The organism is Xanthomonas protegens (assembly GCF_038442435.1).
Classification (GTDB): Bacteria; Pseudomonadota; Gammaproteobacteria; order Xanthomonadales; family Xanthomonadaceae; genus Xanthomonas_A; species Xanthomonas_A sontii.
In genome coordinates this window covers 26,168-52,573 of record NZ_JAQJCQ010000001.1, presented here as the reverse complement: position 1 = coordinate 52,573, position 26,406 = coordinate 26,168, and the positions used below count along the sequence as shown (strand labels likewise).

Sequence of the window (26,406 nt, the reverse complement as noted above, 5' to 3'; positions counted from 1 at the left end):
AGAGAAGGATGTCGCGATGCTGCCGCTGGTCGCCCTGGTTGGACGGCCGAATGTCGGCAAGTCCACGCTGTTCAATGCGCTGACGCGCAGCCGTGACGCGCTGGTCCACGACCAGCCCGGCGTCACCCGCGACCGCCACTACGGGGTATGCCGGCTGCAGCCGGAAACCCCGTTCGTGATCGTCGATACCGGCGGCATCTCCGGCGAAGAGGAAGGCCTGGCCGGCGCCACTGCCGAGCAGGCGCGCGCCGCCGCCGGCGAGGCCGACCTGATCCTGTTCGTGGTCGACGGCCGCGAGGGATCGTCCGCGCTCGACGACGAGATCCTGGCCTGGCTGCGCAAGCTGGCGCGGCCGACCCTGCTGCTGATCAACAAGATCGACGGCACCGACGAGGACCAGGTGCGCGCCGAGTTCGCGCGCTACGGTCTCGGCGACGCCATCGCGGTCTCCGCCGCGCATCGCCACGGCATCGACGACCTGCTCGAAGAAGTGCTGGAGCGGCTGCCGGAAGAGGGCGCCGGCGAGACCCTGGACACCGATCCGGCGCGCATGCGCATTGCCTTCGTCGGCCGCCCGAACGTGGGCAAGTCGACCCTGGTCAATCGCCTGCTGGGCGAGGAGCGCATGATCGCCTCCGAAGTCCCCGGCACCACCCGCGACTCGATCGCGGTGGACCTGGAGCGCGACGGCCGCCTGTACCGGCTGATCGACACCGCCGGCCTGCGTCGCCGCGGCCGCGTCGAGGAGGCGGTGGAGAAGTTCAGCGCGTTCAAGACGCTGCAGGCGATCGAACAGTGCCAGGTGGCGGTGCTGATGCTCGATGCCGGCGAAGGCGTGACCGACCAGGATGCGACCGTGCTCGGCGCCATCCTCGATGCCGGCCGTGCCCTGGTGGTGGCGATCAACAAGTGGGACGGGCAGAGCGACTACCAGCGTGCGCAGGCCGAAGACCTGCTGTCGCGCAAGCTCGGCTTCGTGGCCTGGGCCGAGGCGGTGCGTATCTCCGCCAAGCACGGCTCGGGCATGCGCGAACTGTTCCAGGCGATCCATCGCGCGCACGCCTCGGCGGTGCGCGAGTTCAGCACCAGCGAAGTCAACCAGGCGCTGGAAATCGCCTACGAGAGCAATCCGCCGCCGAGCATCCGCGGCCACGTCTCCAAGCTGCGCTACGTGCATCCGGGCGGCAGCAATCCGCCGACCTTCATCGTCCACGGCACGCGCCTGAAGGTGTTGCCGGAGTCGTACAAGCGCTACCTGGAGAACTTCTTCCGCAAGCGCTTCAAGCTGGTCGGCACGCCGGTGCGTTTCATGTTCCGCGAAGGCGCCAACCCGTACGAAGGCAAGAAGAACGTGCTGACCGAGCGCCAGATCGCCAAGAAGCGGCGCCTGATGAAGCACGTCCGCGGCAAGTAGCCGCACGATGGACCCACGGCGCGCGATCACCCTCGGCATTCTGGCCGGTGGCCGCGCGCAGCGCCTGGGCGGATGCGACAAGGCCTGGTTGCAACGCGGCGGGCAGGCGCAGGTGCACTGGCTGGTGCAGGCGCTGGAGCCTCAGGTCTCCCACGTGCTGGTCAGTGCCAACCGCAGCTTGCCGCGCTATGCCACCATCGGCCTGCAGGTCGTTCCGGACCGGGTCGCGGCACCGGCCGGGGCGGAACGTTCGCTGGGACCGATCGCCGGGCTGGACGCGCTTGCCGCTGCCTGCGACACGCCCTGGCTGCTGACCGTGCCGGTCGACATCTGCGTGTTGCCGCCGGATCTGCCTGCGGTGCTGGCCGCAGCCGCTGACGAGTGCGATGGCGCCTGGCTCGAGGATGCCGCCGGCTCTCAGCCGCTGGTGGCGCTGTACCGATTGGCCGCGCTGCGCCCGGCGCTGGAGGAGGCGCTGACAGCCGCCCGCTACGCGCCGCGCGCCTTGCAGCAGCGCCTGCGGATGCGGCCGGTACCGCTGCCGGAAATCGTGCTGGGTAATCTGAACACGCCGCAGGACCTGGCCGCAGCGGGTATCCTGCCGCCACCATGACCGACTATCCCTCCCGGATCGCCTACACCGACGCGCTGGCGATCGTCGCCGCCGCGGCGCGTGCCCGTCCCGTCAACAGCGAGCGCCTGGCGGCGTCGCGCGCCGATGGCCGCATCCTGCTGGAACCGCTGGATGCGCCGATCGACCTGCCGCCGTTCGCCAACAGCGCGATGGACGGCTTCGCACTGCGCCATGCCGACCTGATCCCGGGCGCGCCGAGCGACTTGCGCCTGGCCGGCGAGCAGTTCGCCGGCGCCGATCGGCAGCAGGCGCTCGCGCCCGGCGAATGCCTGCGGGTCACCACCGGCGCGCCACTGCCGGCCGGGGCCGATACGGTGGTGATCAAGGAGAACGTGCACGAGCACGAGGGCATGGTGCAGGTCCCCGCCGACATCGCCGTCGGCGCACACGTGCGGGCGCGCGGCGAAGACGTGCGCGCCGGCGAGCGCGTGCTCGAGGCCGGCATGCTGCTGACGCCTTCGCGCATCGGCCTGGCCGCGGCCTTGGGCGTGGACCAGCTGATGGTGGCGGCACGGCCGACCGTGGCGGTGTTCGCCACCGGCGACGAACTGGTCGAGCCGGGCCTGCCGTTGCAGCCGGGGCAGATCTACAACAGCAACCGCGACATGCTGATGGCGCAGTTGCGCCTGCTCGGCCTGGCGCCGACCGCGTGGCCGACCCTGCCGGACGATCCGCAGCGCATCCAGGCCATGCTCGCCGACGCGGCTTCGGCGTTCGACGTGGTGCTGACCTGCGGCGGCGTCTCTGCCGGCGAGAAGGACTACCTGCCGCGGCTGCTGGCCGAACACGGCCGCATCCTGTTCTGGAAGGTGCGCATGCGCCCGGGCATGCCGCTGCTGTTCGGCGAGTGGGACCGCGCCCTGTTCCTGGGCCTGCCGGGCAATCCGGTGTCGGTGCTGGCGACCTTCCTGGCGATCGGGCGGCCGTTACTGGATGCGCTGCAGCGGCGCAGCGAGCCGCATCGGGCCTGGCGCGCCCGGCTGGCGGCCGGCTGGGACAAGCGCCACGACCGGCTGGAGTTTCTGCGCGGGCGCATGCGCTGCGACGCCCACGGCCAGTTGTGGGCGGAGCCGAATCCCGCGGACGGCTCGCACCGCCTGCGCGGCGCCGCCGACAGCGACGTGCTGCTGCGGCTGGAGGAGGGCGCGCGCCAGTTCCAGGCCGGCGACGTGGTCGAGGTGGTGCCGTACTGAGCCGCACCGCGGACGGCGGACGCGCGCCCGGTTTGCGCCGATAATGCGTGCATGGGCATTCGAGAACTGACCCCGGCACAGGCGCAGGCGCGGCAGGCGCAGGGCGCGCGCCTGATCGACATCCGCGAGGAGCACGAGCGCGTCACCGGCATGGCCGAGGGCGCGCAGGGCGTGGCCCGCGCGCAGTTGCAAGCCGACCCGGCCGCCTATCTTGGCGCCGACGCCGAGGTGCTGCTGATTTGCCAGAGCGGCAAGCGTTCGCACGACACCGCATTGTTTCTGGCGCAGGCCGGCTATACCCAGGTCGCTTCCGTGCTGGGCGGCACCACGCGCTGGCAGCGCGACGGCTTGCCGTTGCAGCGACCGGCGCTGGCGCCGGAGCAGGAAGACTTCTTCGATCGCTATTCGCGGCATCTGCGCCTGCCCGAAGTCGGGGTCGAGGGCCAGCGCCGGCTGCAGGCCGCGCGCGTGCTGCTGGTCGGTGCCGGCGGCCTGGGCTCGCCGGCCGGTTTCTACCTGGCCGCGGCCGGGGTCGGGCAGTTGCGCATCGCCGACGACGACGTGGTCGAACGCAGCAATTTGCAGCGGCAGATCCTGCACGGCGACGCGCGGATCGGCCAGGCCAAGGTGGACTCGGCGGCGGCGAGCCTGGGCGCGCTGAACCCGGGCGTGCGGGTGGAGGCGATGCGCGAGCGGGTCACCGCGGACAACGTCGAGCGGCTGCTGCAGGACGTGGACGTGGTGCTGGACGGCTCGGACAACTTTCCCGCGCGCTACCTGCTCAACGATGCCTGCGTGAAGCTGGGCAAGCCGTTGGTATACGGCGCGGTGCAGCGCTTCGAGGGCCAGGTCAGCGTGTTCGATGCCGGCCGTCGGCGTGGGCAGGCGCCGTGCTACCGCTGCCTGTTCCCGGAGCCGCCGCCGCCGGAGTTCGCGCCTAACTGCGCCGACGCCGGCGTTCTTGGCGTGCTGCCCGGCATCGTCGGCCTGCTGCAGGCCAACGAGGTCTTGAAGCTGCTGCTCGACATCGGTGAACCCTTGCGCGGCCGCCTGCTGCACTTCGACGCGCTGGCGATGCGCTTCCGCGAAACCCGCCTGTCCGCCGATCCGCAGTGTCCGCTGTGTGCGCCGGAGCGGCCGTTTCCTGGCTATATCGACTATGCGCGGTTCTGTGGGGCTGAGGGTTAGCTGCTACTAGGTGTGGCTGTTCGCCGCGGCACCCGTACCCTCATCCGCCCCTGCAGGGCACCTTCTCCCGGTGGGAGAAGGGAGGCGGTGGCTCGATGGTTGAAGCAGTGTCGCGCTGCTCAAGCCCCTCTCCCATCGGGAGAGGGGTAGGGGTGAGGGTACGGCGCGAAGCGATTCGTGATGCAAGGCTGCGCTGGCTTTCGTTGTACGCAGCGGCACCCGTACCCTCATCCGCCCCTGCGTGGCACCTTCTCCCGGTGGGAGAAGGGAGATGCGGTCTCGATGGCGGAAGCAGCGCCGCGCACGCTCAAGCCCCTCTCCCATCGGGAGAGGGGTTGGGGTGAGGGTTTGGCGCGAAGCGACTCGCGATGCAAGGCTGCGCTGGCTTTCGTTGTACGCAGCGGCACCGTACGCTCATCCGCCCCTTCGGGGCACCTTCTCCCGGTGGGAGAAGGGAGGAGGGGGCTCGATGGCTGAAGCAGCGTCGCGCACGCTCAAGCCCCTCTCCCTGCGGGAGAGGGGTTGGGGTGAGGGTACGGCGCGCGGCGCGCGACCGCATGCATGTCTCACGAGAAGCGCCTTGCGCGCAGCACGCAGTGCGCCGCGTCTCATGTCGCATCCCGCTCCATGGGGATGCTGCGGCCTTGTGCGTAGAATCGGCGCATGACCAGTGCAGCCGACAGCAGCGAGTTGATCAAGGTGGTGGCGCTGCTCGGCGCGGCCGTGGTGGCGGTGCCGGTGTTTCGCCGGCTCGGCCTGGGATCGGTGCTCGGCTATCTCGCCGCCGGCCTGGCGATCGGGCCGTTCGGCCTGGGCTGGTTCTCCGATCCGCAGGCGATCCTGCACGTCGCCGAATTGGGCGTGGTCATGTTCCTGTTCGTGATCGGCCTGGAAATGCGGCCCTCGCACCTGTGGAGCCTGCGCAAGCAGATCTTCGGCCTGGGTACCGCGCAGATCATCGTCTGCGCCAGCGTGCTGACCGGGGTCGGACTGGCCTTCGGCTTTCCATTGCCGGTGGCCTTCATCGCCGCCTCCGGCTTCGTGCTGACCTCCACCGCAGTGGTCATGCAACTGCTCGGCGAGCGCGGCGACATCGCCTTGCCGGCGGGGCAGAAGATCGTCGCGATCCTGCTGTTCGAAGACCTGTTGATCGTGCCGCTGCTGGCGGTGGTGGCGTGGATGGCGCCGGTGCCGGCGGACGCGTCTGCGCCGTCGCGCTGGATCGGCATCGGTATCGGTGCCGCGGCGATCGTCGGCCTGTTGGCGGCCGGGCGCTGGCTGCTCAACCCGCTGTTCCGGCTGCTGGCGGCCGCCAAGGCGCGTGAGGTGATGACCGCGGCCGCCCTGCTGGTGGTGCTGGGTGCGGCGCTGCTGATGCAACTCGGTGGGCTGTCGATGGCGATGGGGGCGTTCCTGGCCGGCGTGCTGCTGTCCGAATCGACCTTCCGCCACCAGATCGAAGCCGACATCGAACCGTTCCGCGGCATCCTGCTGGGGCTGTTCTTCCTCGGTGTCGGCATGGCGCTGAACCTGGCGGTGGTGGCGGCCAACTGGACGCTGATCGTCAGTGGCGTGCTCGCCTTCATGGCCGCCAAGGCGGCTTGCATCTATCTGGTCGCGCGGCTCACCGGCAGCGGCCATGCGCAGGCGCTGGATCGCGGTGTGCTGATGGCGCAGGGCGGCGAGTTCGCCTTCGTGCTGTTCGCTGCCGCCAGCGGCGCCGGCGTCATCGATGCGCAGATCAACGCCAACCTGACCGCCATCGTGGTGCTGTCGATGGCGCTGACGCCGCTGTTCGTGCTGCTGTACCGGCGCTGGGCACCGGTGGAGGCACCGTCGATGGAAGGCGTGGATGCAGCCGACGGCCTCACCGGCAGCGTGCTGATCATCGGTTTCGGCCGCTTCGGCCAGGTCGCCAGCCAGTCGCTGCTGGCGCGCGACGTGGACGTGACCATCATCGACAACGACATCGAGATGATCCAGAGCGCGGCCAAGTTCGGCTTCAAGATCTACTACGGCGACGGCACCCGCCTGGACGTGCTGCACGCTTCCGGTGCGCACAGCGCCCGCGCCATCGCCGTCTGCGTCGACAAACGCGAGGCGGCCAACCGCATCGTCGAGCTGGCCAGGCACGAATTCCCGCAGGCTAAGCTGCTGGTGCGCTCCTACGACCGCGAACACGCGCTGGAGCTGATCGCCGCCGGCGTCGACTACCACATCCGCGAGACCTTCGAATCGGCAGTGGAATTCGGCCAGGCCGCGCTGATCGAGCTGGGCATGGACGAGAGCGAGGCGCGCTCCATCGCCCGCGAGATCCGCCGCCGCGATGCCGAGCGGCTGGAACTGGAGGTCGCCGCAGGCGACGTGCGTGCTGGCAGGGGCCTGATGTACGGCAACATCACCCCAGTGGTGCCCACGCCGACCCCGTTCACCCCGCCGCGGCGCGAGAGCCGCACGCTGAATCCGGAAGGCGTGCCGGTGACCGAGCCGGCGCAGGAAGCTGACGGCACATAGCCGCACCCGTCGGTGGGGAGGCGTAGGAGCGGCTTCAGCCGCGACCGTGCCTTCCCGGAACGCCTGGTCGCGGCTAATACCGCTCCTACGGCACGCGCCCAGCCTCAGCGCAAGAACGCCTGCAGCGCCTGCACGGAGCCGGGTCGTTGCTGATGTCGTTTGTCGGAGCCAGCGCAGGAGAGTGACGGCACATGGCCGCACAGTTGTAGGAGCGGCTTCAGCCGCGACCGTGCCTTCCTGGGAGCGCCTTGTCGCGGCTAAAGCCGCTCCTACGGCAGGCGCACAGCCTCAGCGCAAGAACGCCTGCAGCGCCTCCACGTAGCCAGGATCGTCGCTGATGTCGTTGTGGTCGGCCTGCGCGAAGGCGACCACGGCCGGGCGCTGTGGCAGGGCCTCGAGCAGGGCGTCGGTGCTGGCCGGGGGCACCACCTGATCGCGGCCGGCGCGCAGGATCAGGAGTGGGCCGCGATAGGCGCGCAAGGCCCGCGCCGAGTCGTAGCGATCGCGCAGCAGCCAGCGCACCGGCGCCCACGGGTAGTGCGCCTGCGCCGCCGACACCAGGCTGTCGAAAGGTGTGACCAGCACCAGCCGCGATACCTCACGGCGTGCCGCCAGTTGGCTGGCCACGCCGCTGCCCAGGCTGCGCCCCAGCACCGCGATCTGTGCCTGCGGCTGCGCATCGCGCACATGGTCGTACAGCGCCACGGCATCGCCGACCAGTGCGTTCTCGCTGGGTGTGCCGTCGCTGGCGCCGTAGCCACGGTAGGCAAGCAGGTAGAGGCTGTGGTCGGGCAGGGCGGCCTGCAGCTGCGCGCGGGCGGAGCGCAGATCCTCGGCATTGCCGCCGAAGTACAGCAGCACCTTGTCGCGGCCGGGAGTGACCTGCCAGCCGCGCAGTTGCACGTCTGCACCGCGCCGCAGCGCGAAGTCGGTTTGCGCCGCTGTCACCCGCGTGCCTTGCGGGAAGTACAGCAGGTCGCGCTGGCCCAGGTAGAGCAGGGCGCAGACCACCACATAGGCCGCGGCGAGAATGGCCGCCGCGATCGCGGTGTAACGCAGCATCGCTAACCGTGCTTGCGCTGCGCCTCGGCGAAGGCGGCCAGTTGCTCAGGCGTGGCCTCTGCCTGGTGCTGCGCTTTCCAGTCGGCGAACGGCATGCCGTAGACGCGCTCGCGCGCCTGTTCCTTGCTGAGGTCTTCGCCTTCGGCGGCCGCTGCCTCGCGGTACCAGTCGGCCAGGCAGTTGCGACAGAACCCGGCGAGGATCATCAGGTCGATGTTCTGCACGTCGGGACGGTCCTGGTTGAGGTGCTGCAGCAGGCGGCGGAAGGCGGCGGCCTCGATGCGGGTGGTGTCGGTCATGGCGGAATCGGGGACAATGGACATCCCCCGACTCTACACCCGCCCGCCCCGATGACCGATTCCGCGCCTGTCTCCTCCGTCCCGGCCCGCATCCTCGACGGGCGCCGCATCGCCGAAGACCTGCTCGACGAGCTCAAGGCGCGGGTCGACGCGCGGCTGGCGGCTGGGCAGCCGCGGCCAGGGTTGGCGGTGGTGCTGGTGGGCGGCGACCCGGCCTCCGCGGTCTACGTGCGCAACAAGCGCCGCGCGGCCGAGAAGGTCGGCATCGAGGCGTTCGACTACGACCTGCCGGCCGGTACCAGCGAGGCCGACCTGCTGGCGCTGATCTACCGGCTCAATGCCGATCCCAAGATCCACGGCATCCTGGTGCAGTTGCCGCTGCCGGGCATCCCCGATGCCAGCCGGCTGATCCACCGCATCGATCCGCGCAAGGACGTGGACGGTTTCCATCCGGAGAATGTCGGCCACCTGGCGCTGCGCGAATTCGGTCTGCGCCCGTGCACGCCGCGCGGCATCGTCACCCTGCTGGCGCACACCGATCAGCCGGTGCGCGGGCGCAACGCCACCATCGTCGGCGTCAGCAACCACGTCGGCCGGCCGATGGCGCTGGAGCTGCTGATCGCCGGCTGCACGGTCAGCTGTTGCCACAAGTTCACCCCGCCGGAGGTGCTGCAGGCGCGGGTGCGCGACGCCGACATCCTGGTGGTGGCGGTGGGCCGGCCGGGGCTGATCCCGGGTGAGTGGGTCAAGCCCGGCGCGGTGGTGATCGACGTCGGCATCAACCGCCTGGACGACGGCCGCCTGGTCGGCGACGTCGGCTTCGACGCGGCGGCGCAGCGCGCCAGTTGGATCACCCCGGTGCCGGGCGGGGTGGGGCCGATGACCGTGGCCACGCTGATGCAGAACACCATCGAGGCCGCTGAGGCGGCGGGGAGTCGGGATTCGGGAGTGGGGATTCGTTGAGGGCTGCGCGTGATTGGGGAGTCGGGATTCGAGATTCGTTAAAGGCAACAGCAAAAGCGCATGCACGGCCTGTCCGGGGGGCATTCGGGATCGGTAGGCCGGCCCGCCGCGCGAGGCATCGCTTTAGCAAATCCCCAATCCCGACTCCCCAATCCCCGCCCCAATGCGTTAAAATGCCGCGCTTCCCCACACTCGGGTCCGCCGATGCTCCGCATCCAGGCTGAAGCTCTCACCTACGACGACGTCTCGCTCGTCCCCGCCCATTCGACCGTCCTGCCCAAGGACGTCAGCCTGGAAACCCGGCTGACCCGCGACCTGCGCCTGAAACTGCCGATCCTCTCGGCCGCGATGGACACGGTCACCGAGCACCGCCTGGCGGTGGCCATGGCCCAGCTCGGCGGCATCGGCATCATCCACAAGAACCTGACCCCGGCGCAGCAGGCCGCCGAAGTGGCCAAGGTCAAGAAGTTCGAGGCCGGCGTCATCACCGAGCCGTTCACGGTCGGTCCGGAGACCACCATCGGCGAGGTGCTCAAACTCACCCGCGCCCGCAACATCTCCGGCGTGCCGGTGGTGGACGGCAGCGAGCTGGTCGGCATCGTCACCAGCCGCGACATGCGCTTCGAGAAGAAGCTCGACGATCCGGTTCGCCACATCATGACCAAGAAGGATCGCCTGGTCACCGTACGCGAAGGCGCCAGCGACGAGGAAGTGCTGCAGCTGCTGCACCGCCATCGCATCGAGAAGATCCTGGTGGTCAACGATGGCTTCGAGCTGCGCGGCCTGATCACGGTCAAGGACATCCAGAAGAAGACCGACAACCCCAACGCCGCCAAGGACGCCGCCACCCGGCTGCTGGTCGGCGCCGCGGTGGGTGTCGGCGGCGATACCGAACAGCGCATCGAACTGCTGGCCGCGGCCGGCGTGGACGTGGTCATCGTCGATACCGCGCACGGTCACTCGCAAGGCGTCATCGACCGCGTGGCCTGGGTCAAGAAGACCTACCCGCAGCTGCAGGTGATCGGCGGCAACATCGTCACCGGCGACGCCGCGCTGGCGCTGATGGACGCCGGTGCCGATGCGGTCAAGGTCGGCGTGGGCCCGGGCTCGATCTGCACCACGCGCGTGGTCGCCGGTGTCGGCGTGCCGCAGATCACTGCGATCGACATGGTCGCCGAGGCGCTGCAGGACCGCATCCCACTGATCGCCGACGGCGGCATCCGCTATTCCGGCGACATCGGCAAGGCGCTGGTCGCCGGCGCTTCCACGGTGATGGTCGGCGGCCTCTTCGCCGGCACCGAGGAAGCCCCGGGCGAAGTCGAACTGTTCCAGGGCCGCAGCTACAAGAGCTACCGCGGCATGGGCAGCCTGGGCGCGATGGAGAAGGGCAGCAAGGACCGTTACTTCCAGGACGCCTCCGACGCCGACAAGCTGGTGCCGGAAGGCATCGAAGGCCGCGTGCCGTACCGCGGCCCGCTCAGCGGCATCATCCACCAGTTGATCGGCGGCCTGCGCGCGACCATGGGCTACGTGGGCTGCGCGACCATCGAGGACATGCGCACCAAGCCGAAGTTCGTCACCATCACCGGTGCCGGCCAGCGCGAGAGCCACGTCCACGACGTGCAGATCACCAAGGAACCGCCGAACTACCGCATGGGCTGATGCCCATGCGCGGGAGTGGGGAGTCGCGATTGGGGATTCGTCGCCCGCCACGTCTCCATCGGCCGTGCGCAGCGCGGCCACACGCTGTTGCGAATCCCGACTCCCGAATCCCCAATCCCGGCCCCAGATGACCAACATCCACAGCGACAAGATCCTCATCCTCGATTTCGGTGCGCAGTACACGCAGTTGATCGCGCGGCGCATCCGCGAACTGGGCGTGTATTGCGAGATCTGGGCGTGGGACCACGATCCGGCCGAGATCGCCGGCTTCGGCGCCAAGGGCATCATCCTCTCCGGCGGCCCGGAATCGACCACGCTGCCCGGCGCGCCCGCCGCGCCGCAGGAAGTGTTCGACAGCGGCCTGCCGATCTTCGGCATCTGCTACGGCATGCAGACCCTGGCCGCGCAACTCGGCGGCGCCACCGAAGCGGCGGACCAGCGCGAGTTCGGCCATGCCGAAGTCGAGGTGGTCGCTGCCGACGCACTGTTCTCCGGGTTGACCGACCACGCAGGCGCGTCGCGTTTGAACGTGTGGATGAGCCACGGCGACCACGTGTCGCAGGTGCCGCCAGGCTTCACCATCACCGCCGTCACCGACCGCATCCCAGTCGCGGCCATGGCCAACGAGGCCAAGCGCTGGTATGGCGTGCAGTTCCATCCGGAAGTCACCCACACCCTGCAGGGCCAGACCCTGCTGCGCCGCTTCGTGGTCGACGTGTGCGGCTGCGCCACGCTGTGGACCGCGGCCAACATCATCGACGACCAGATCGCCCGCGTGCGCGCCCAGGTCGGCGACGACGAAGTGATCCTCGGTCTGTCCGGCGGTGTCGATTCGTCGGTGGTCGCCGCGTTGCTGCACAAGGCGATCGGCGACAAGCTGACCTGCGTGTTCGTCGACACCGGCCTGCTGCGCTGGCAGGAAGGCGACCAGGTGATGGCGATGTTCGCCGAGCACATGGGCGTCAAGGTGATCCGGGTCAACGCCGCCGACCGCTACTTCCAGGCGCTGGAAGGCGTCAGCGATCCGGAAGCCAAGCGCAAGATCATCGGCAACCTGTTCGTGGAGATCTTCGACGAAGAGTCGAACAAGCTCAGCAACGCCAAGTGGCTGGCGCAGGGCACCATCTACCCGGACGTGATCGAGTCGGCCGGCAGCAAGACCGGCAAGGCCCATGTCATCAAGAGCCACCATAACGTCGGCGGCCTGCCCGAGCACATGAAGCTGGGCCTGGTCGAACCGCTGCGCGAACTGTTCAAGGACGAAGTGCGGCGCCTGGGCGTCGAACTCGGCCTGCCGCGGAGCATGGTCTACCGCCATCCGTTCCCCGGCCCCGGCCTGGGCGTGCGCATCCTCGGCGAAGTGAAGCGCGAATACGCCGAACTGCTGGCCAAGGCCGATGCGATCTTCATCGACGAGCTGCGCAAGGCCGACCTCTACGACAAGACCAGCCAGGCCTTCGCCGTGTTCCTGCCGGTGAAGTCGGTCGGCGTGGTCGGCGACGCCCGCGCCTACGAATGGGTGATCGCGCTGCGCGCGGTGGAGACCATCGACTTCATGACCGCGCACTGGGCGCACCTGCCGTACGATTTCCTCGGCACGGTGAGCAATCGCATCATCAATGAGCTGCGCGGTGTCTCGCGGGTGGTGTACGACATTTCCGGGAAGCCGCCGGCGACGATCGAGTGGGAGTGAGCGTTACCGCAGGAGTCGGAACCGACTGATGCGTCAGTCAACCGGCCCGACCTGATGGCCGATCGAGCGGTTCTCGATCCAGCAGGCAGTCGATGAATGCACCGAGCAGCGCCGGTCGATGCTGCCGGTTCGGGTAGTAGAGAAACAGGCCAGGGCGCGAGATCGTCCAGTCCGGCAGGACCTGGACCAGCCGTCCCTGGGCCAAAAGCTCGCCCACGCCATCGCGCTCGAAATGGTAGGCGATGCCTAGTCCATTCAGTGCCGCGGCAATGCCGATGTCGGCATGATTGGTGACGATGGGGCCGTCCACCGCCACTTCGTGGCGTTGCCCGCGTTTCTTGAACTCCCACCGATATTGCCGGCCGTCCATCTGAAGCCGCCAGTTGATGCACGCATGCTCATGCAACTCGGCCGGTGATTGGGGTGTTCCGCGACGCGCAAGATAGTCCGGTGATGCCACCGCAACCATCTTCAAGTCCGGCGTGAGGCGGACGGCGACCATGTCTTTTTCGAGCTGCCCGCCCACGCGGATGCCAGCGTCAAAGCGGCCGACGACGATGTCCGCCAACGCGTCGTCGACCACGATGTCGAGCACCACCTCGGGGTGTGCTTGATGAAAGCGGGAGAGCCTGGGCGCAATGATGGTTCTCGCGGCGATTCCCAGCGTGTTGATGCGAAGCGTGCCTTTCATCTGGCCTGTCGCCTCACTGGCTTCAGCGACCGCAGCGGCCATCTCGCGGAACAACGGAGCGATGCGCCCGTAGAGCAGTTCGCCACTGGCCGATGGCGCGACGCTGCGCGTCGTGCGATTCAACAGGCGCGCGCCGATGCGCCCTTCGAGCTGCCGGATGGTCTGGCTGAGTGCCGACGGCGACAGGCCGAGCTGCTCTGCGGCACGGGCAAAGCTCCGGCGCTCCACCACCGCCACGAAGGCCTTCAGTTCGGCGAAGTCGGATCCACGCATTATGTTGCATTCACTACATAACCCATCCGGATTCTAAGGCATTCACTGAACTCAAGGCGGCGCGCATCCTGAGGCCTCACTGCCCCCTGAGCCGAACCATGGATACCTTGCCGCTTCCCGAGCCCATTGCTGCGTACTTCGCGGCCGAACACACCCCCGACGCCTTGACGCATTGCTTTGCCGCGCATGCGGTCTTCCAGGACGACGGTCGCACCTATGTCGGAATCGACGCCATCAAGACCTTCATGGCCGAGGCGTCGGCCAAGTTCGGCGCGACGAGCGAGCCGTTCGCCGTCGAGCAGGAAAACGGCATCCACTGCGTCCGCGCCAACGTCGCCGGCAACTTCCCTGGCAGCCCTGTCGTGCTGTCCTATCGCTTCCGCCTGGAACACGGCCTGATCGCAGCGCTGGAGGTGACGGCATGAACTTCGACCTGCAGCTGAGCGGCCTGCGGGCCCTGGTCACCGGCGGCACTCTGGGCCTTGGCGCCGCCGTCGTGACCACCCTTGCCGAGGCCGGCGCAAGGGTGACGACATCTGCGCGCACCTTGCCAGCGCAGCGGGTAACGGGCGTCGACTACATTGCTGCCGATCTGGCGACCGCGGAAGGGACGAATCACCTCGCACAACGTGTGTTGCAGGACTGGGGCGGCGTCGACATCTTGATCAACGTACTCGGCGGCTCGAGCACGCCCGCTGGCGGTTTCGCTGCGATCAGCGATGCGCACTGGTTCGCCGAGTTGAACCTGAACTTGATGCCGGCCGTACGCCTGGATCGCGCACTGCTGCCGGCGATGTTGGCTCAGGGTGCTGGCGTCATCATCCACGTCAGCTCCATCCAGCGCGTGCTGCCTCTGCCCGAATCCACGACCGCATACGCCGCTGCCAAGGCAGCTCTCACCACCTACAGCAAGTCGCTGGCGAGAGAGGTCACGCCGAAGGGAGTTCGCGTGCTGAGCGTTGCGCCTGGTTGGATCGAGACCGAGGCGTCCGTGGCGTTTGTGCAGCGAATGGCCGAAGCGGCCGGAACGGATGACGAAGGCGGCAAGCGCCTCGTGATGGATCGGCTCGGAGGCATTCCAGTGGGCCGACCTGCCAAGCCACTCGAGGTGGCCGACTTGATCGCTTTCCTGGCGTCCCCGCGGTCTGCTTCGATCGCAGGGGCCGAGTACCGGATCGACGGCGGCACCGTCCCCACGCTGTAGCCGACGGCCGCCACCGGCTGAGTGTTCGCGAATCGTTGGTCCCGAGCTTTCGCGCGATGGCCGCCGCGATGGCCTAGCCGCTTGACACGGATGCGCTCGCGTTAGGGGGTGCAGGATGGAGGACACCCAGCGTTACGCGAGCGAGTGCGCGGGGGCGCTAGCGGCGCGCGCCTCGCTGGCGTTGTGCTCCCAGCGCAACTCGCCGGTGTAGCGCGACGCCATGCGCCCTTCGTCGTCCAGCGCGAACAGATGCAGCCACCGATTGTCGAACAGCGCGCGAACCTGCGGGTGACGTGCGAGGATGTCGCCGATCGCCTCGGTCGGCGCCTCGATCAGCACCGAAAGCCGCAGCGGTTCGTGGATCAGCCGTTCGCCGTCGTGCACCGACTGCCACGGCAGTCCGCCGCGCAGCAGGCCGCCGTTGCCCTCGACCACGCCGATGCCGCCGGTGACGTTGTGCAGCAGCTTGTTGCCCGCGCCGAAGACCTCGGGTGCGACGGTCGAGCCGTAGTACTGCAGGCTGATCCAGCTGGCGACCACGACCGGGGCAGTCAGGATCAGCTCCAGCACGCCAAAGCCCTCGTCGCGGCGCCAGTCGTAGTCGTGGAGGAAGGTGCGTCCCGCCAGGTCGCGTCCGGCGGTGCGTGAGCGCGGCGCGGCGATGAAGGCCTGGCAGCCGGCCAGTGCCCACTCGGGGCGCAACTCGGCCCAGTCGCGAGCGCGATGCGCGATGTCCTGGCTGTGCTGCGCGCGCGGCAGGCGCAGAGCGCGCTCGCCGCGCGCCAGGGCGCCGGCGTTGTGCAGCCAACGCGCCGCCTGCTCGAGATCGGTGGCATGCGTGGGCGCGGGATGGTCGGCACTGTAGAGCGTGACCGCATCGGTCGTGGTGTCGTGCAATGCGCCGACGAACAGCGTGTCTGCGGGGATGACGATGCCGCGCTCGGCGAGCCCGGCGCGCACGTCCAGGTCGTTGAGCAGCGCAGCGAGCAGCCGCGCATTCACTTCGCCCGAGTAGCCGCCGCAGGCACCGCAGTGCAAGGCGCTGGCATGCGGGTTGTTGACGACGTTTGCGCCATGGCCGGCGATCACCACCAGCCGGGCGAAGCCGCTGGTGAGCGACATCGCCTTGAGGATGCGCGTGGCCATGGTCAGCCGCGTGTCGAGGTCGAGCGCGTCCGCCGGGCGCGGCGCGGGATCGTTCGGCGCTGGGTGCCGCGTCAGTCCCAATCCATCGCGCAGCAGCTTGGCGACATAGATCGGGCCGGTGGCCTCGACGAAGGCGAACGAGGAAATGGCGGCCAGCTTGAAGCGCCCCCAGGCACGTTTCGCACGTGCCGTGATCCGCGCGGCGAGGTCCGCCTCGATCACCGACGGCGTCGTCGCTCCCGCGCAGGTGTGCACCCCCGGCGTCAGCAGCACCGGAAGGCGCGCTTCGACCACGTCCGAAGCGAAGCGCCGATGGCCGATGCCCAGCCCGAAGAAGCCGGCGAATCCGAGCGTCTGGATGCCCGCATCGAGGCTTTCCAGTGCGCGGCGGAACACTTCCGAACGCACGTCGATGCAGAAGGCCATCTGCAATGTCGTCCGGTCGGGGGCGACCCGGGCCGAGGCGGGCGCTGCAAGCACGCTGTCGAGCCGCCGCTGTGCGGCCCGTTCGGCCGCGTCCTGCAGGATGCTGTCGACGACGTCGTCCGAAGTCGCCGCCACCGGCATGGCGTAAGCGGCGATGGCGGTTCGCCACGCGGGCGCGATCGCCGCACCGAACTTGCCCAGCAGGGCGGCTTCCCAACTGATGCGGATGGCGAGCAGATCGGTGACGCAGGCATCGGTTCCGCCGCTCAGCTCTGCTTGCCAGAGCCGATAGCGGGCGGCCTGGCTCCAGCCGTCCAGCGTGGTCAGCAGTCGGTGGAAATAGCCGTCCAGCGCCTCGGGCGAGAGGCCGAGGCGGGCGACTCCCTCGACGATCGCCTCTTCGGCAGTCGCTGGCGCGTCCGCCACCTGTTGTGCGAATCGGGTGAGCCCGGCGATTTCCGGCGTCAGATCGTGGGTCGCGACGAGGCGCCATGCGCTGTAGGCGCCACCGGATTGTCCGGCGACCCACAGCGCCTGGCCCTGATCGAAGTAGCTGGCGGCCCAATGCCCGATGCGCTCGTCGACGATGCCCGGCCAGTCGACCGCCGAAACGTCGCGGGCCAAGTCGGCGACGGTCGGAATTGCCTGCGGGGCAGGGTACATGGCATCGACGGCGAGTTTGAGCGCGGACACCGTCGGCGGGCGCAGCGCCGTCGGCGCGTTGTGCCAGGCCGCCTGCAGATCCGCCTCGGCGATCTCGCCGGACTGCAGCCGCTCCGCATACCAGGCGCGCGGCATGGTCAGGGCGATGCCGGCCGCGCGCCGCAGCCGTGCCGCCGCGATCGGCAGCGGTTCGCCGGTCTGGCCGAGGAAGGGGTTGACCGCCACGCTCGAGGCGAGCGGCCACAGCGGGGGAATGGCACGCGCCGCACGCTCGGCGGCGGCGGCGATTGCAGTGTGGGAAAGGGACGGTGCGTCGGTCGCGGTCATCAGCATGGGGGTGTCCTGGCGGTTAAGGAGTCACGCGGTCTTGCGGACGGACCAGCCGCCGAGCAGGCGATCGAGCGTGGCGTTGGCATACAGGCCATTGGCGAGATGGACGCGCAGCCCGGCGGCGGCCGGGTGTGTCGCCCACAGCGGGAACAGCGCCTGCGCCACCGCCACCAGGCCGAAGCTCAGCACCGCCAGCGCCATCAGCGTCCACTCCAGTCGACCCGGCGCCGGCGTCGCCGGCAGCACCCCGGTGGTCAGCCATTCGGCGGCGGTCTGCAGGGCGAAGTAGCCGACCGCGGCGGCGCTGGCGTAGAGCGCGGTCTTTCGGGTGAGCGGGCGCGGCGCGGCGTCGGCCAGGCCCTGGGCCAGCAGATAGGCGACACCGAAGATCAGGATGGCGCCCAGGGCCAGCGCCTGCGGCGACTTGTGCCCGAAGCCGAAGGCGAACCCGAAGGCGGCGCCGATCCCGACATAGATCGCCAGCGCGATCAGGAAGGCGCGGCACACCGCCGCCCCATTGGGCACGGCGACCGGCCCGGGCCGGCGAATGGACGCCACCTGCTCGACGGCGCCGCCGGAGGCCAGGAAGGCATGCGCCTTGTAGAGCGAGTGCGCGACGATGTGCAGCAGCGCCAGCGGGAACAGCGCAAGCCCGCACTGCAGGATCATGAAGCCCATCTGCGCGACCGTGGACCAGGCCAGCGAGGTCTTGACCGCGGGTTGGGTCAGCATCACCAGCGCACCGAACAGCGCGGTGAACCCGCCCAGCATGGCCAGCACGGCGAGTACGCCGGGGGCCGCCAGCATCAGGTCGGCGAAGCGGATCAGCAGGAAGCCGCCGCCGTTCACCACGCCGGCATGCAGCAGCGCCGACACCGGCGTGGGCGCCTCCATCATCTCGGTGAGCCAGCCATGGGTCGGGAACTGCGCCGATTTCAGCACCGCGGCCAGCGCGAGGAGGGCGGCCGCCGCGGTAAGAGCCCAGCCATGCTGGCCGTTCCGCGCCAGCGTGTTGATGGTGGCGATGTCGGTGGTGCCCAGGCTCTTCCAGACAAGCAGCGTTGCGGAGATCAGGGCGATGGCGCCGATGCTGGAGAACAGGCGCTTCTTGCGCGCGGCGCGCTGCGCCGCCACACGCTGGGGATAGAACAGCAGCAGCCGATTGAGCGCGATGCTGGTCGCGATCCAGGCCACCACGACCTGGACCAGGTTGCCGGCCTGCACCAGCAGCAGCACCGCAGCGAGCGCAACGCACAGCCAGCCGGTGAAATAGCCCTGCCGCGCCTCGCCATCAAGGTAGGTGCGGGTGTAGCGCACCACGATCCAGCCGACGAAGGCGACCAGGAGCAGCATCGTGGTGCTTACCGCATCGAGCTGGACCGACAGGCCGATGCCGCTCCATCCGATCGATGCGCTGCCGCCGGCGCCGCGGGCGATCAGCAGCGCCAGCGAGGCGAAGGCGACGAGCAGTGCGCCGAGCGCGGCGCCTTCCGCAAGGATCGGGACCCCGCGTGGACGTCGGCCACTGCGAACGAAGCCGCATACGGCGGCGAGAAGCAGCAGGAGCGGGGCGGACAGCGGCAGCAGATAGAGCGACAAGGCAATCCCCTTGGATCGAGCGCAGTGGCGGGCGGCGCCACGATAGCGATCGGCGGGGTCGAACAAAAATTCATTGTTTTAACAGTATCGTTCGTTATTATCGAACGATGGCCGCGCTGAACTACAACCACCTGCGTTACTTCTGGGCCGTGGCCCACGACGGCAACCTGACCCGCACCGCCGAGCGGCTCAACCTCACGCAGTCGGCCTTGTCGGTGCAGATCCGCAAGCTGGAGGAGCGCCTGGGCCATGCGCTGTTCGAGCGGCGCGGGCGGCAGTTGCACCTGACCGAGGCCGGGCAGATCGTGCTCGACCATGCCGACGCGATCTTCGCCACCGGCGACGAACTGCTGGGCACGCTGCGGCAGACCGGCGCCGCCCGGCAGGCGCTGCGGGTCGGCTCTCTGGCCACGCTGTCGCGCAACTTCCAGCTGGAGTTCCTGCAGCCGCTGCTGGGCCGAACCGACATCGACCTGATCCTGCGTTCGGGCAGCGCCGGCGAACTGTTGCGGGCGCTGGAGGCGCTCAACCTCGACGTGGTCCTGCTCAACCAGGCGCCGGCCACCGATGCGCTGACTCCATTCGTGACCCATCGGCTCGCCGAGCGCCCGGTCAGCCTGGTGGGCACACCGGACCGGTTGGGTCATGCCGCCAGCATCGCCGATCGCCTTCGCCACCACCCCATCATCCTGCCGACGGTGGACAACAGCGTGCGCGCGGGCTTCGACGCCCTGGCCGACCGGCTGGGCGTGCGGCCGCAGATCGTGGCGGAAGTAGAGGACATGGCGATGATGCGCCTGCTGGCGCGCGAGGACATCGGCCTGGCCGTGCTCCCGCCGATCGTGGTCAAGGACGAGATCGCCGCGGGCGTGCTGGTGGAAGGCGATCAATTGCCGGACATCGTGGAGACCTTCCACGCCGTCACCATGTCGCGGCGCTTCCCGAATCCGCTGGTGCGGCTGCTGCTGCAGCCCGCGGCTGCGGCGGGTGGCGCGTAGCGCCTCGCCGAAACGTCTCGCCAACTGCGACGAACCCGAGGTGTGTCAGCGATGAGCGACCGGTGCGCGTTCGTCGCGCAGGCGAGTGACGACATGTGGCATGCCATCCCACACGTTCATCCCGTGACGCGAACACGGCGATATGCGCTTGTCTCGATCGTGCGATGTCCTTCAACCACAGCGGTTCGAAGGGTCGGTTGACGACGCGATGGGGGCTGCGGTCCTTGCGAACAAGCGTCATTGCCCCCTCACGCAGCTTGGCGATCGTGGAGCGCACGGCTCCCGTGCATGCAGCGCTCACACGGCTTGAGGTCTAACGAGGCATTCACCCATAGACTTAGATGCACGTCGCACGCGCTTCACGCGTGACCTATGCCACCATCGTTTTCGCATCTCTTTGGAAAGCGTTTCCATTTTTGCGGATATCCATTCGTTCTGAAATCCATCGCGCTGGTGTTATTCGATAACATCCGGCGCCGCCATCCAGCAGGTGCGCGTGTACCGAGAACTTGCACAGGCCCAACGTGATGCATGCCTGGATGCGGAGCAGAGAAAAGCGCTGCTCATGATCGCGTCCGGCGCGCCGATGGAGGAATGCCTGGATGCACTGACCGACGCCGTGGCGCGGCTTGCTCCGGGCGCGCGCGCGTGCGTACTCCTGGCGAGCGAGGACCGCCGCACGATGGGCGGCGGCTACTCGTCGCACTTCCCGCCGACATTCGCCGCGGCCATCCGCGGCTTGCCGATCGGGGAAGCGCTCATCGGTACCTGCGGGACCGCCATCCATGAGGGGCATCCGGTCGAGTGCGAGGACGTGGAGCACGCGCCGCAATGGGCCGCGCCCTGGCGCTCGCTTTGCCTGGAAAACGGCATCCTGGCGTGCTATTCGCACCCGGCCATCGGGCAGGGCGGCAAGGCGGTCGGATCGTTCTTTCTGTGTCTTGCGGAAGCGCGGCAGGCTACTGCGTGGGAGCGCAAGGTCGCCGAGTTCGGCGCGCTGGTGACCAGCATCGTGGTGGAGCGGGAACGGGCCGCCGCGCATCTGCGCAAGGAAATGGCGGCGCTCGCCCGCCTGCAGGAACTGAGTGCCGAGCTGGTGGGGCCGGGAGAGTTCGAGCCGCTGCTGCAGAAGATCCTCGCGGCGGCCGCCGACATCTCGGGAACCGACAAGGGCAACATCCAGATCTTCGATCCGGTCAGGAAAACCCTGCGGATCGTCGTGCACCAGGGACTGGGCCCGCGGTTGGTCGAGCATTTCCGCGAGGATGGGTGGGATGCCAGTTGCGGGGAAGCGGCGAAGCAGGTGCAGCGTCTGGTCGTCGCCGACGTGGAGAAACTGGAAGGCCTGCAGGGGACAGTGGGGCTGGAGATCGTGCTGGAGGATCAGATCCGCTCCATCCAGTGCACGCCCTTGCTCAGCCGCGATGGCCGGCTGTTGGGCATGCTCAACAACCATTACCGCTGGCCGGGCGGGCCAGACCCGGACGCGCTGCGCTACATCGACCTGCTCGCACGCCAGGCCGCCGAACTGGTGGAGCGGCATCAGATCGAAGCGGAACTGGCGCAAGAGCGGCGGCGCAAGGACGAGTTCCTGGCCATGCTCGCGCACGAGCTGCGCAACCCGTTGGCGCCGTTGCGCAACATGCTGGAAGTGCTCAAGCGCTCGCATGGCAACGAGGCGTTGTCGCGGAAGGCGCACGAGGTCATGGAGCGGCAGGTACGGCAACTGGTGCGCTTGGTGGACGATCTGCTCGACGTCAATCGCATCAAGCAGGGAAAACTGGAATTGCGGCGCGAGTCGCTGCTGCTGGCCGAGGTGATCCAGCAGGCCGTCGAGGTCTGCCGTCCTGCATTGGACCAGCAGCGGCATCGCTTGCGCGTGGTGTTGCCGGAGACGCCGCTGCCCTTGCAAGGAGACCCGGTCCGTCTCACCCAGGTGTTCGGGAATCTGCTCACCAACGCATGCAAGTACACGCCACCCGGGGGAGACATCGAGGTGCGGGTCGAGGCGGGCGAGGGCAGCGTCGAGGTCGTGGTCGCGGACAACGGATCCGGCATTCCGCCGGACAAGGTCGATGCCATCTTCGAACTGTTCACCCAGGTGGACCGGACCCTGGAGCGTGCGCAAGGCGGACTCGGCATCGGCCTGATGCTGGTTCGGCGGCTGGTCGAGATGCACGGCGGCACCGTCGAGGCGCGCAGCGAGGGGGCCGGCAAGGGCAGCGCGTTCGTCGTGCGGCTTCCCTGCGACGCCGCGCCGGTTGCCGTGTCGGCCACGGGGGATGTCCGGCCGGCACAAACGATGCGCCGGATCCTGGTGGTCGACGACAATGCGGATATCGCGCTGGCGCTGGCCGCCCTGCTGGAACTGGACGGACACGCTGTGCGCACCGCCGGCGGCGGAGAGGAAGCGCTGGCGATCGGTGCGCGCATGCGCCCCGAGGTGATCCTGATGGACATCGGCATGCCCGGCATGGACGGGCACGAGGCGTGCCGCCGCATTCGCGATTGCCACTGGGGCAAGGACATCACCATCGTCGCGCTGACCGGCTGGGGGCAGGACAGCGATCGCCGCGATTCGGCGCATGCCGGGTTCGACGCGCACCTGGTCAAACCGGTGGGGTTTGCCGAGCTGCACGGATTGTTTGCCGGGCTCGACTGACCTGGTCAGGTCAGGCGCATGCGCACGTCGCGTCTGGTGCGTTGTGGCCATTGGCGGATGCGCAGCCAGGCCAACGGCCACGCCTGGCATGACCGCGCCCGCGCGATTCGCCAGGCGTAGCCCGATACCGCAGTGGAATCCGAGCGCGCGTCATCCTGTGCGCGCTGATGCTGGCGGCGCGAAGGTTTCCGGCCATACCAGCGAGCGGTGAACCTGCGCGCCGGCCATGGCGCCGCTGCCCACGGCCAATGACAGCGAATGCGGCGCTTTCGCTAGGTCGCCGCAGGCGAAGACGCCGGCGACCGAGGTCCTATGCTCGGCATCGATGCGGACCTGGGTGCCCATTGGCGTCTCCTCCAGCACGCAGCCCATGGCCTCGGCCAGGGCACCGTACGGGGTGGTGCGTGTCGCCGTGAACAGGCCGGCGAAGACCAGCCGTCGACCGTCGGCCAGGACCACGTCGGCATGTCCCTCGATCCTGTCGATGGGCGCCTCCTCGATCGCCACGCCACGGCCGCTCAAAAGAGCCTTGGCCGCGTCGTCCAGTTGCAGTGCGCCGTTGACGAGCAAGGTCACATTGCCCCACTCGGTGAGCAGTTCGGCCTGGTGCACGGACAGCGGGCCGGCACCGACGATGCCGATGCGTCCCTGGTCCAGTTCGTAGCCGTGGCAGTATGGGCAGTGGAAGACGGCCGTGCCCCAGCGTTCGGCGAGGCCGTCGACGGCCGGAAGCTGGTCGGTCACGCCGGTGGCGAGCAGGATCCGGCGACCCTGGTGGGTGCCGCCATCGGAGGTGGTCACCCGGAAGGCGTCCAAGGATCCGGTGGTGGTCAGGGCGTGTGCGTCCAGCCACGTCAGCGTCGGATAGGCGCTGAGCTGCTGGCGCGCGGTCGCCGCGATGGTGCCGGGCGGCACGCCGTCCTGGCCGAGGAAGCCATGTGCATGGTGGGCCGTGCGATTGCGGCGCTGGCCCGCATCGATCACCAGCACGGAACGCCGCGCTCGCAGCAGTTGCAGGGCGGCGGCCATGCCCGCATAGCTGCCGCCGATGACGATGATGTCGTGATGCATGCCTAACTCCTCGTGCGTCGTGCCGCCGCATGCCGGCGCGCGAAGTCGGCGGCCAGGTCGGCAAGGGTGATGTCCGAAAGCCGCTTCAGCAGCAACGCCTCGGCCTCCGCGAACGTGCCTTCGAGTGCGGCATTCACCGCTTGCTCCACCAGGCATTGCGGGGATTCGTGGCGATTGCCGATGGCGAACAGGGCCGGTTCGCCCAGCGCTTCATGCAGCTGGCGCAGGGTGACCGTGGCCAGGTCAGCATGGACGCGCCATCCGCCCGCGTGCCCGCGGTCCGAGGTCACGATGCCGGCTTCGCGCAAATACCCCATGGTCCGCCGGACCACGACGGGATTGGTGCCCAGGCATTGGGCCAGGGCGTCGGAGGTCATGGGACCATCGTGCTCGGCCATGTGCAGCAGGGCATGCAGGACAGAGGACAGGCGGCTGTCGCGTTTCATGTAACTAATGATGTTTCGAAAGTTGCGACAGGTCAAGCGTGGTTGCGTCCCGGCGCTGTCGATCGCGTTCAACGGCGTGTGCCGCGAACATGTGCGCGTCTGGCGCCCGCGACGCACGGCGAGTGCGATCGAAACAGCGGCGATCGCGGGCGTGGCGGCATGCGCTTGTTCATCGTGGACAGGCAACGACCTGGTCTCTCGCCATGGCGGCGATGCTGTTTGTCGACCGCTTCCCGGCCCGGACCACGTACCTTGATCCCGCCTGAGATGCAGGCGGAATTCCCCGGGTGGGAAAGGATCGATGCAATGGAAACGAAGGCGAAGGGCTTGGCAATCATGGTCGCAGCGGGGCTGGCGCTGTCATTTCAGGCGCAGGCGCAGTCGTGCTGCCCCTCCGGCGGGCATGGGGTCGTGGGCAAGGGGCTGGGCGAAAGCGTGCCCAAGGCGCTGAATCTCGCCACGGATTCGGCCTGGCGCGTCTATGAGTTTTCGCGCGATGGCGTGAACTACCTGCAGATCAACGACGCCAGCGGCGTGGTCCGCGCCGCGGTAGGCCGCATCGGCAAGACCTTGTGGGTGCTGCCGATGGGCAGCGACGTGGGGCGGGTCTCGCTGACGGCATCGCCTGCGGTGCCGTCGCGCGTGATCTACCGGACGGCCGATGTGGTGGTGCGCCTGCGCTCGGATGCACGCGGTGACGCGTGGGAGGTCACCGCGGTGGAGTGAGGCTGCAGGAGGACGGGCTTTCGGACACCAGAAAGCTGAAGCTCAACGCATGGCGGCGCCGGCAGGTGCCGCCATGCGCCTGCAGGCGGACCGCAAGTTCCCGGTCTGGCGCTTCCGGACTGCGCCGCAACGCGCTCAGCATCGCCGCATCGGCGGTGATGCGGATGGCGATGCCCTGTCGTCCTTTCGCACGCCATACCCGTGCCTGCAGCAGATGCGTGTGGGCCACGGGCAGCGTCTCGATGGCGTCGAGGATGCAGCGATAGGCCACCAGTTGCAGACCCAGCGAGAGGCGCCGCGGATCGCCATGCAGGCGGCAGCGGAACTCCGTGGCGCACAGGTTGGCGAAGGTCGGCGAGTGCAGCGTGTGGTACAGCCCATGCGTCTCGATGCCGAGCGGATAGAGCGCGGTGACGTACTCGTCCAGCAACTGCGCCTGGATCACGCCGGTGCGGGTCATCTGCATGGCGGCGGCGTAATGGCCGCGTGCGCGCAGATCTTCCACCACATCGCGGCGCAGCTTGTTGATCTGGGTGCTGAGGTCGGTGTAGTCGACCACCCGTCGGCGCAGCGTGCGTTCGGCCGAGAGGTAGCCGGCCTGTGCAAAGGCCAGCGCCTGTTCGCGCAGGCGGCCGTCGTCGCGCATGTGCCGATAGGCGGCGGAGATCCGTGATCCGAACGCGAACATCACCGTGGCGGTGGCGGCGAGCAGGATCTGCACCACGAACGCATCGGCGTCGTGCATGCCCGGTGCGACGACCTTGGGCATGGACAGGGCCACCGCAACGTTCGCCATGACCACGCCGAGCGCCGCGCCCCGCCAGCCATGGCGAAGCGTCAGTACGATCGCCGGGACCACCAGCAGGACCATCAGCAACTGCCGCAGCAGCGCGTCGCCGGCCACGGCGATGGACGCCGACAGCACGACGACCACGGCGATCGACGCCAGCCCCTCGCGCAACAGCGAGGCCTGCAGTCGCGTGGGTTCGTCCCGGCGCAGCCATAGCAACGCCGGCAGCACGAACATCAGGGTGCCCAGGTAGTCGCCAAGCCAGTAGCGCAGCAGCACATCGAGCGGCGCCGGCCCGGCCGGGCCGCCCAGCGCGGTGTTGATCGCGATGTTGCAGAGCGTGCTCCACAGCGCGGTCGCCAGCGTCAGCGGCAGCAGCCAGTGATCGTTGCGTGCCAGGTCAGGCACCCGCTGACGCGCCAGGACCGGCAGCAGCGACACGGCGGGCATCAGCAGGAACGGACTCAGGTATGCCCAGATGGCACTCGCGCCCCAGGCTTCGCTCATGGGAATGCGCAGTGTCAGCAGCGCGGCGGCATCGCCGGCCAGCAGCCACGGCCAGCGCCGTGCGGGCAGGAACAGCAGGCTGGCGACGCGCACGCCGGCCGGCAGATACCACTGGTCCACGGAACACCGCCAGGCCAGCAGGAACGTGGCGCAGTAGGTGGCGCTCAGTAGAACGCCTTTGGCGATATCTCTTGCCGCGGCCATTCCCGCCATCCGTGGTGTGTCGCGGCTACTGTATAAGCCGGATCGGCG

General features: G+C 68.8%; 21 protein-coding genes. 13 read left to right on the top strand and 8 right to left on the bottom strand.

The features are described 5' to 3' along the window. The first annotated feature begins 16 nt into the window (after positions 1–16). From der to PIQ37_RS00215, 5 genes are all read left to right on the top strand, one after another. Positions 17–1,414, top strand: a complete 1,398-nt coding sequence (gene der, locus PIQ37_RS00235; protein ID WP_342071921.1) for a ribosome biogenesis GTPase Der — start codon at positions 17–19, stop codon at positions 1,412–1,414. Between the two features lie 7 nt (positions 1,415–1,421). Next, positions 1,422–2,027: a molybdenum cofactor guanylyltransferase gene (gene mobA, locus PIQ37_RS00230; RefSeq protein WP_342071920.1), complete on the top strand. Its 606-nt coding sequence runs from the start codon at positions 1,422–1,424 to the stop codon at positions 2,025–2,027. Further along, positions 2,024–3,241 (top strand): molybdopterin molybdotransferase MoeA, encoded by a 1,218-nt coding sequence (locus tag PIQ37_RS00225; RefSeq protein WP_342071919.1) that lies wholly within the window; start codon positions 2,024–2,026, stop codon positions 3,239–3,241. Before mobA ends, PIQ37_RS00225 begins: the two co-directional genes overlap by 4 nt. A gap of 51 nt (positions 3,242–3,292) precedes the next feature. Further along, positions 3,293–4,429 (top strand): molybdopterin-synthase adenylyltransferase MoeB, encoded by a 1,137-nt coding sequence (moeB, locus tag PIQ37_RS00220; RefSeq protein WP_342071918.1) that lies wholly within the window; start codon positions 3,293–3,295, stop codon positions 4,427–4,429. Positions 4,430–5,092: 663 nt separating this feature from the next. Beyond that, entirely contained in the window at positions 5,093–6,943 is a 1,851-nt protein-coding gene (locus tag PIQ37_RS00215; protein WP_342071917.1) for a monovalent cation:proton antiporter-2 (CPA2) family protein, read from the top strand. A 288-nt stretch (positions 6,944–7,231) separates the two neighbouring features. Here PIQ37_RS00215 and PIQ37_RS00210 read toward each other — a convergent pair whose 3' ends face one another. Next, positions 7,232–8,005 carry an alpha/beta hydrolase gene (locus PIQ37_RS00210; protein WP_342071916.1) on the bottom strand — a complete coding sequence of 258 codons (774 nt, stop codon included), beginning with the start codon at positions 8,003–8,005 and terminating at the stop codon, positions 7,232–7,234. A 2-nt stretch (positions 8,006–8,007) separates the two neighbouring features. After that, positions 8,008–8,304 (bottom strand): DUF1244 domain-containing protein, encoded by a 297-nt coding sequence (locus PIQ37_RS00205; RefSeq protein WP_017913743.1) that lies wholly within the window; start codon positions 8,302–8,304, stop codon positions 8,008–8,010. A gap of 51 nt (positions 8,305–8,355) precedes the next feature. On the opposite strand from PIQ37_RS00205, the gene folD reads away from it, so the two are divergent. The 3 genes from folD (at position 8,356) to guaA (ending at position 12,622) form a co-directional block, all read left to right on the top strand. Then, a complete protein-coding gene (gene folD / locus PIQ37_RS00200) occupies positions 8,356–9,267 on the top strand; it encodes a bifunctional methylenetetrahydrofolate dehydrogenase/methenyltetrahydrofolate cyclohydrolase FolD (protein WP_342071915.1) in 912 nt (303 codons plus the stop codon). Between the two features lie 204 nt (positions 9,268–9,471). Beyond that, positions 9,472–10,929 carry an IMP dehydrogenase gene (gene guaB, locus PIQ37_RS00195; protein ID WP_017917282.1) on the top strand — a complete coding sequence of 486 codons (1,458 nt, stop codon included), beginning with the start codon at positions 9,472–9,474 and terminating at the stop codon, positions 10,927–10,929. A gap of 127 nt (positions 10,930–11,056) precedes the next feature. Further along, positions 11,057–12,622 (top strand): glutamine-hydrolyzing GMP synthase, encoded by a 1,566-nt coding sequence (gene guaA, locus PIQ37_RS00190; protein WP_342071914.1) that lies wholly within the window; start codon positions 11,057–11,059, stop codon positions 12,620–12,622. 37 nt (positions 12,623–12,659) lie between these two features. Here guaA and PIQ37_RS00185 read toward each other — a convergent pair whose 3' ends face one another. Next, positions 12,660–13,586: a LysR family transcriptional regulator gene (locus PIQ37_RS00185; protein WP_342071913.1), complete on the bottom strand. Its 927-nt coding sequence runs from the start codon at positions 13,584–13,586 to the stop codon at positions 12,660–12,662. A gap of 98 nt (positions 13,587–13,684) precedes the next feature. Between PIQ37_RS00185 and PIQ37_RS00180 the strand changes: the two genes are divergently transcribed. Further along, positions 13,685–14,011: a nuclear transport factor 2 family protein gene (locus PIQ37_RS00180; RefSeq protein WP_342071912.1), complete on the top strand. Its 327-nt coding sequence runs from the start codon at positions 13,685–13,687 to the stop codon at positions 14,009–14,011. After that, on the top strand, positions 14,008–14,790 hold the full coding sequence (locus PIQ37_RS00175; RefSeq protein WP_342071911.1) for an SDR family oxidoreductase: 783 nt from the start codon (positions 14,008–14,010) through the stop codon (positions 14,788–14,790). Before PIQ37_RS00180 ends, PIQ37_RS00175 begins: the two co-directional genes overlap by 4 nt. Before the next feature lie 132 nt (positions 14,791–14,922). Here the strand turns inward: PIQ37_RS00175 and PIQ37_RS00170 are convergent, their stop codons facing one another. Next, positions 14,923–17,358, bottom strand: a complete 2,436-nt coding sequence (locus tag PIQ37_RS00170) for a YbcC family protein (protein WP_342071910.1) — start codon at positions 17,356–17,358, stop codon at positions 14,923–14,925. 24 nt (positions 17,359–17,382) lie between these two features. Next, positions 17,383–18,954, bottom strand: coding sequence for a proton-conducting transporter transmembrane domain-containing protein (locus PIQ37_RS00165; protein WP_342071909.1), 1,572 nt, complete (start codon positions 18,952–18,954; stop codon positions 17,383–17,385). A 107-nt stretch (positions 18,955–19,061) separates the two neighbouring features. Here PIQ37_RS00165 and PIQ37_RS00160 point away from each other — a divergent pair, with 107 nt between their 5' ends. Then, positions 19,062–19,952 carry a LysR family transcriptional regulator gene (locus PIQ37_RS00160; RefSeq protein WP_342071908.1) on the top strand — a complete coding sequence of 297 codons (891 nt, stop codon included), beginning with the start codon at positions 19,062–19,064 and terminating at the stop codon, positions 19,950–19,952. 496 nt (positions 19,953–20,448) lie between these two features. Further along, positions 20,449–22,614, top strand: coding sequence for a hybrid sensor histidine kinase/response regulator (locus PIQ37_RS00155; RefSeq protein WP_342071907.1), 2,166 nt, complete (start codon positions 20,449–20,451; stop codon positions 22,612–22,614). 150 nt (positions 22,615–22,764) lie between these two features. Here the strand turns inward: PIQ37_RS00155 and PIQ37_RS00150 are convergent, their stop codons facing one another. Beyond that, on the bottom strand, positions 22,765–23,685 hold the full coding sequence (locus PIQ37_RS00150; protein WP_342071906.1) for an NAD(P)/FAD-dependent oxidoreductase: 921 nt from the start codon (positions 23,683–23,685) through the stop codon (positions 22,765–22,767). Positions 23,686–23,687: 2 nt separating this feature from the next. Beyond that, positions 23,688–24,131: an Rrf2 family transcriptional regulator gene (locus PIQ37_RS00145; RefSeq protein ID WP_342071905.1), complete on the bottom strand. Its 444-nt coding sequence runs from the start codon at positions 24,129–24,131 to the stop codon at positions 23,688–23,690. Positions 24,132–24,437: 306 nt separating this feature from the next. Between PIQ37_RS00145 and PIQ37_RS00140 the strand changes: the two genes are divergently transcribed. Next, a complete protein-coding gene (locus tag PIQ37_RS00140; RefSeq protein ID WP_043092083.1) occupies positions 24,438–24,857 on the top strand; it encodes a hypothetical protein in 420 nt (139 codons plus the stop codon). On the opposite strand, the gene PIQ37_RS00135 is transcribed toward PIQ37_RS00140, so the two are convergent. Then, positions 24,841–26,358 carry an MASE1 domain-containing protein gene (locus tag PIQ37_RS00135; protein ID WP_342071904.1) on the bottom strand — a complete coding sequence of 506 codons (1,518 nt, stop codon included), beginning with the start codon at positions 26,356–26,358 and terminating at the stop codon, positions 24,841–24,843. The two genes, PIQ37_RS00140 and PIQ37_RS00135, sit on opposite strands and share 17 nt — an antisense overlap. Positions 26,359–26,406: the final 48 nt, after the last annotated feature.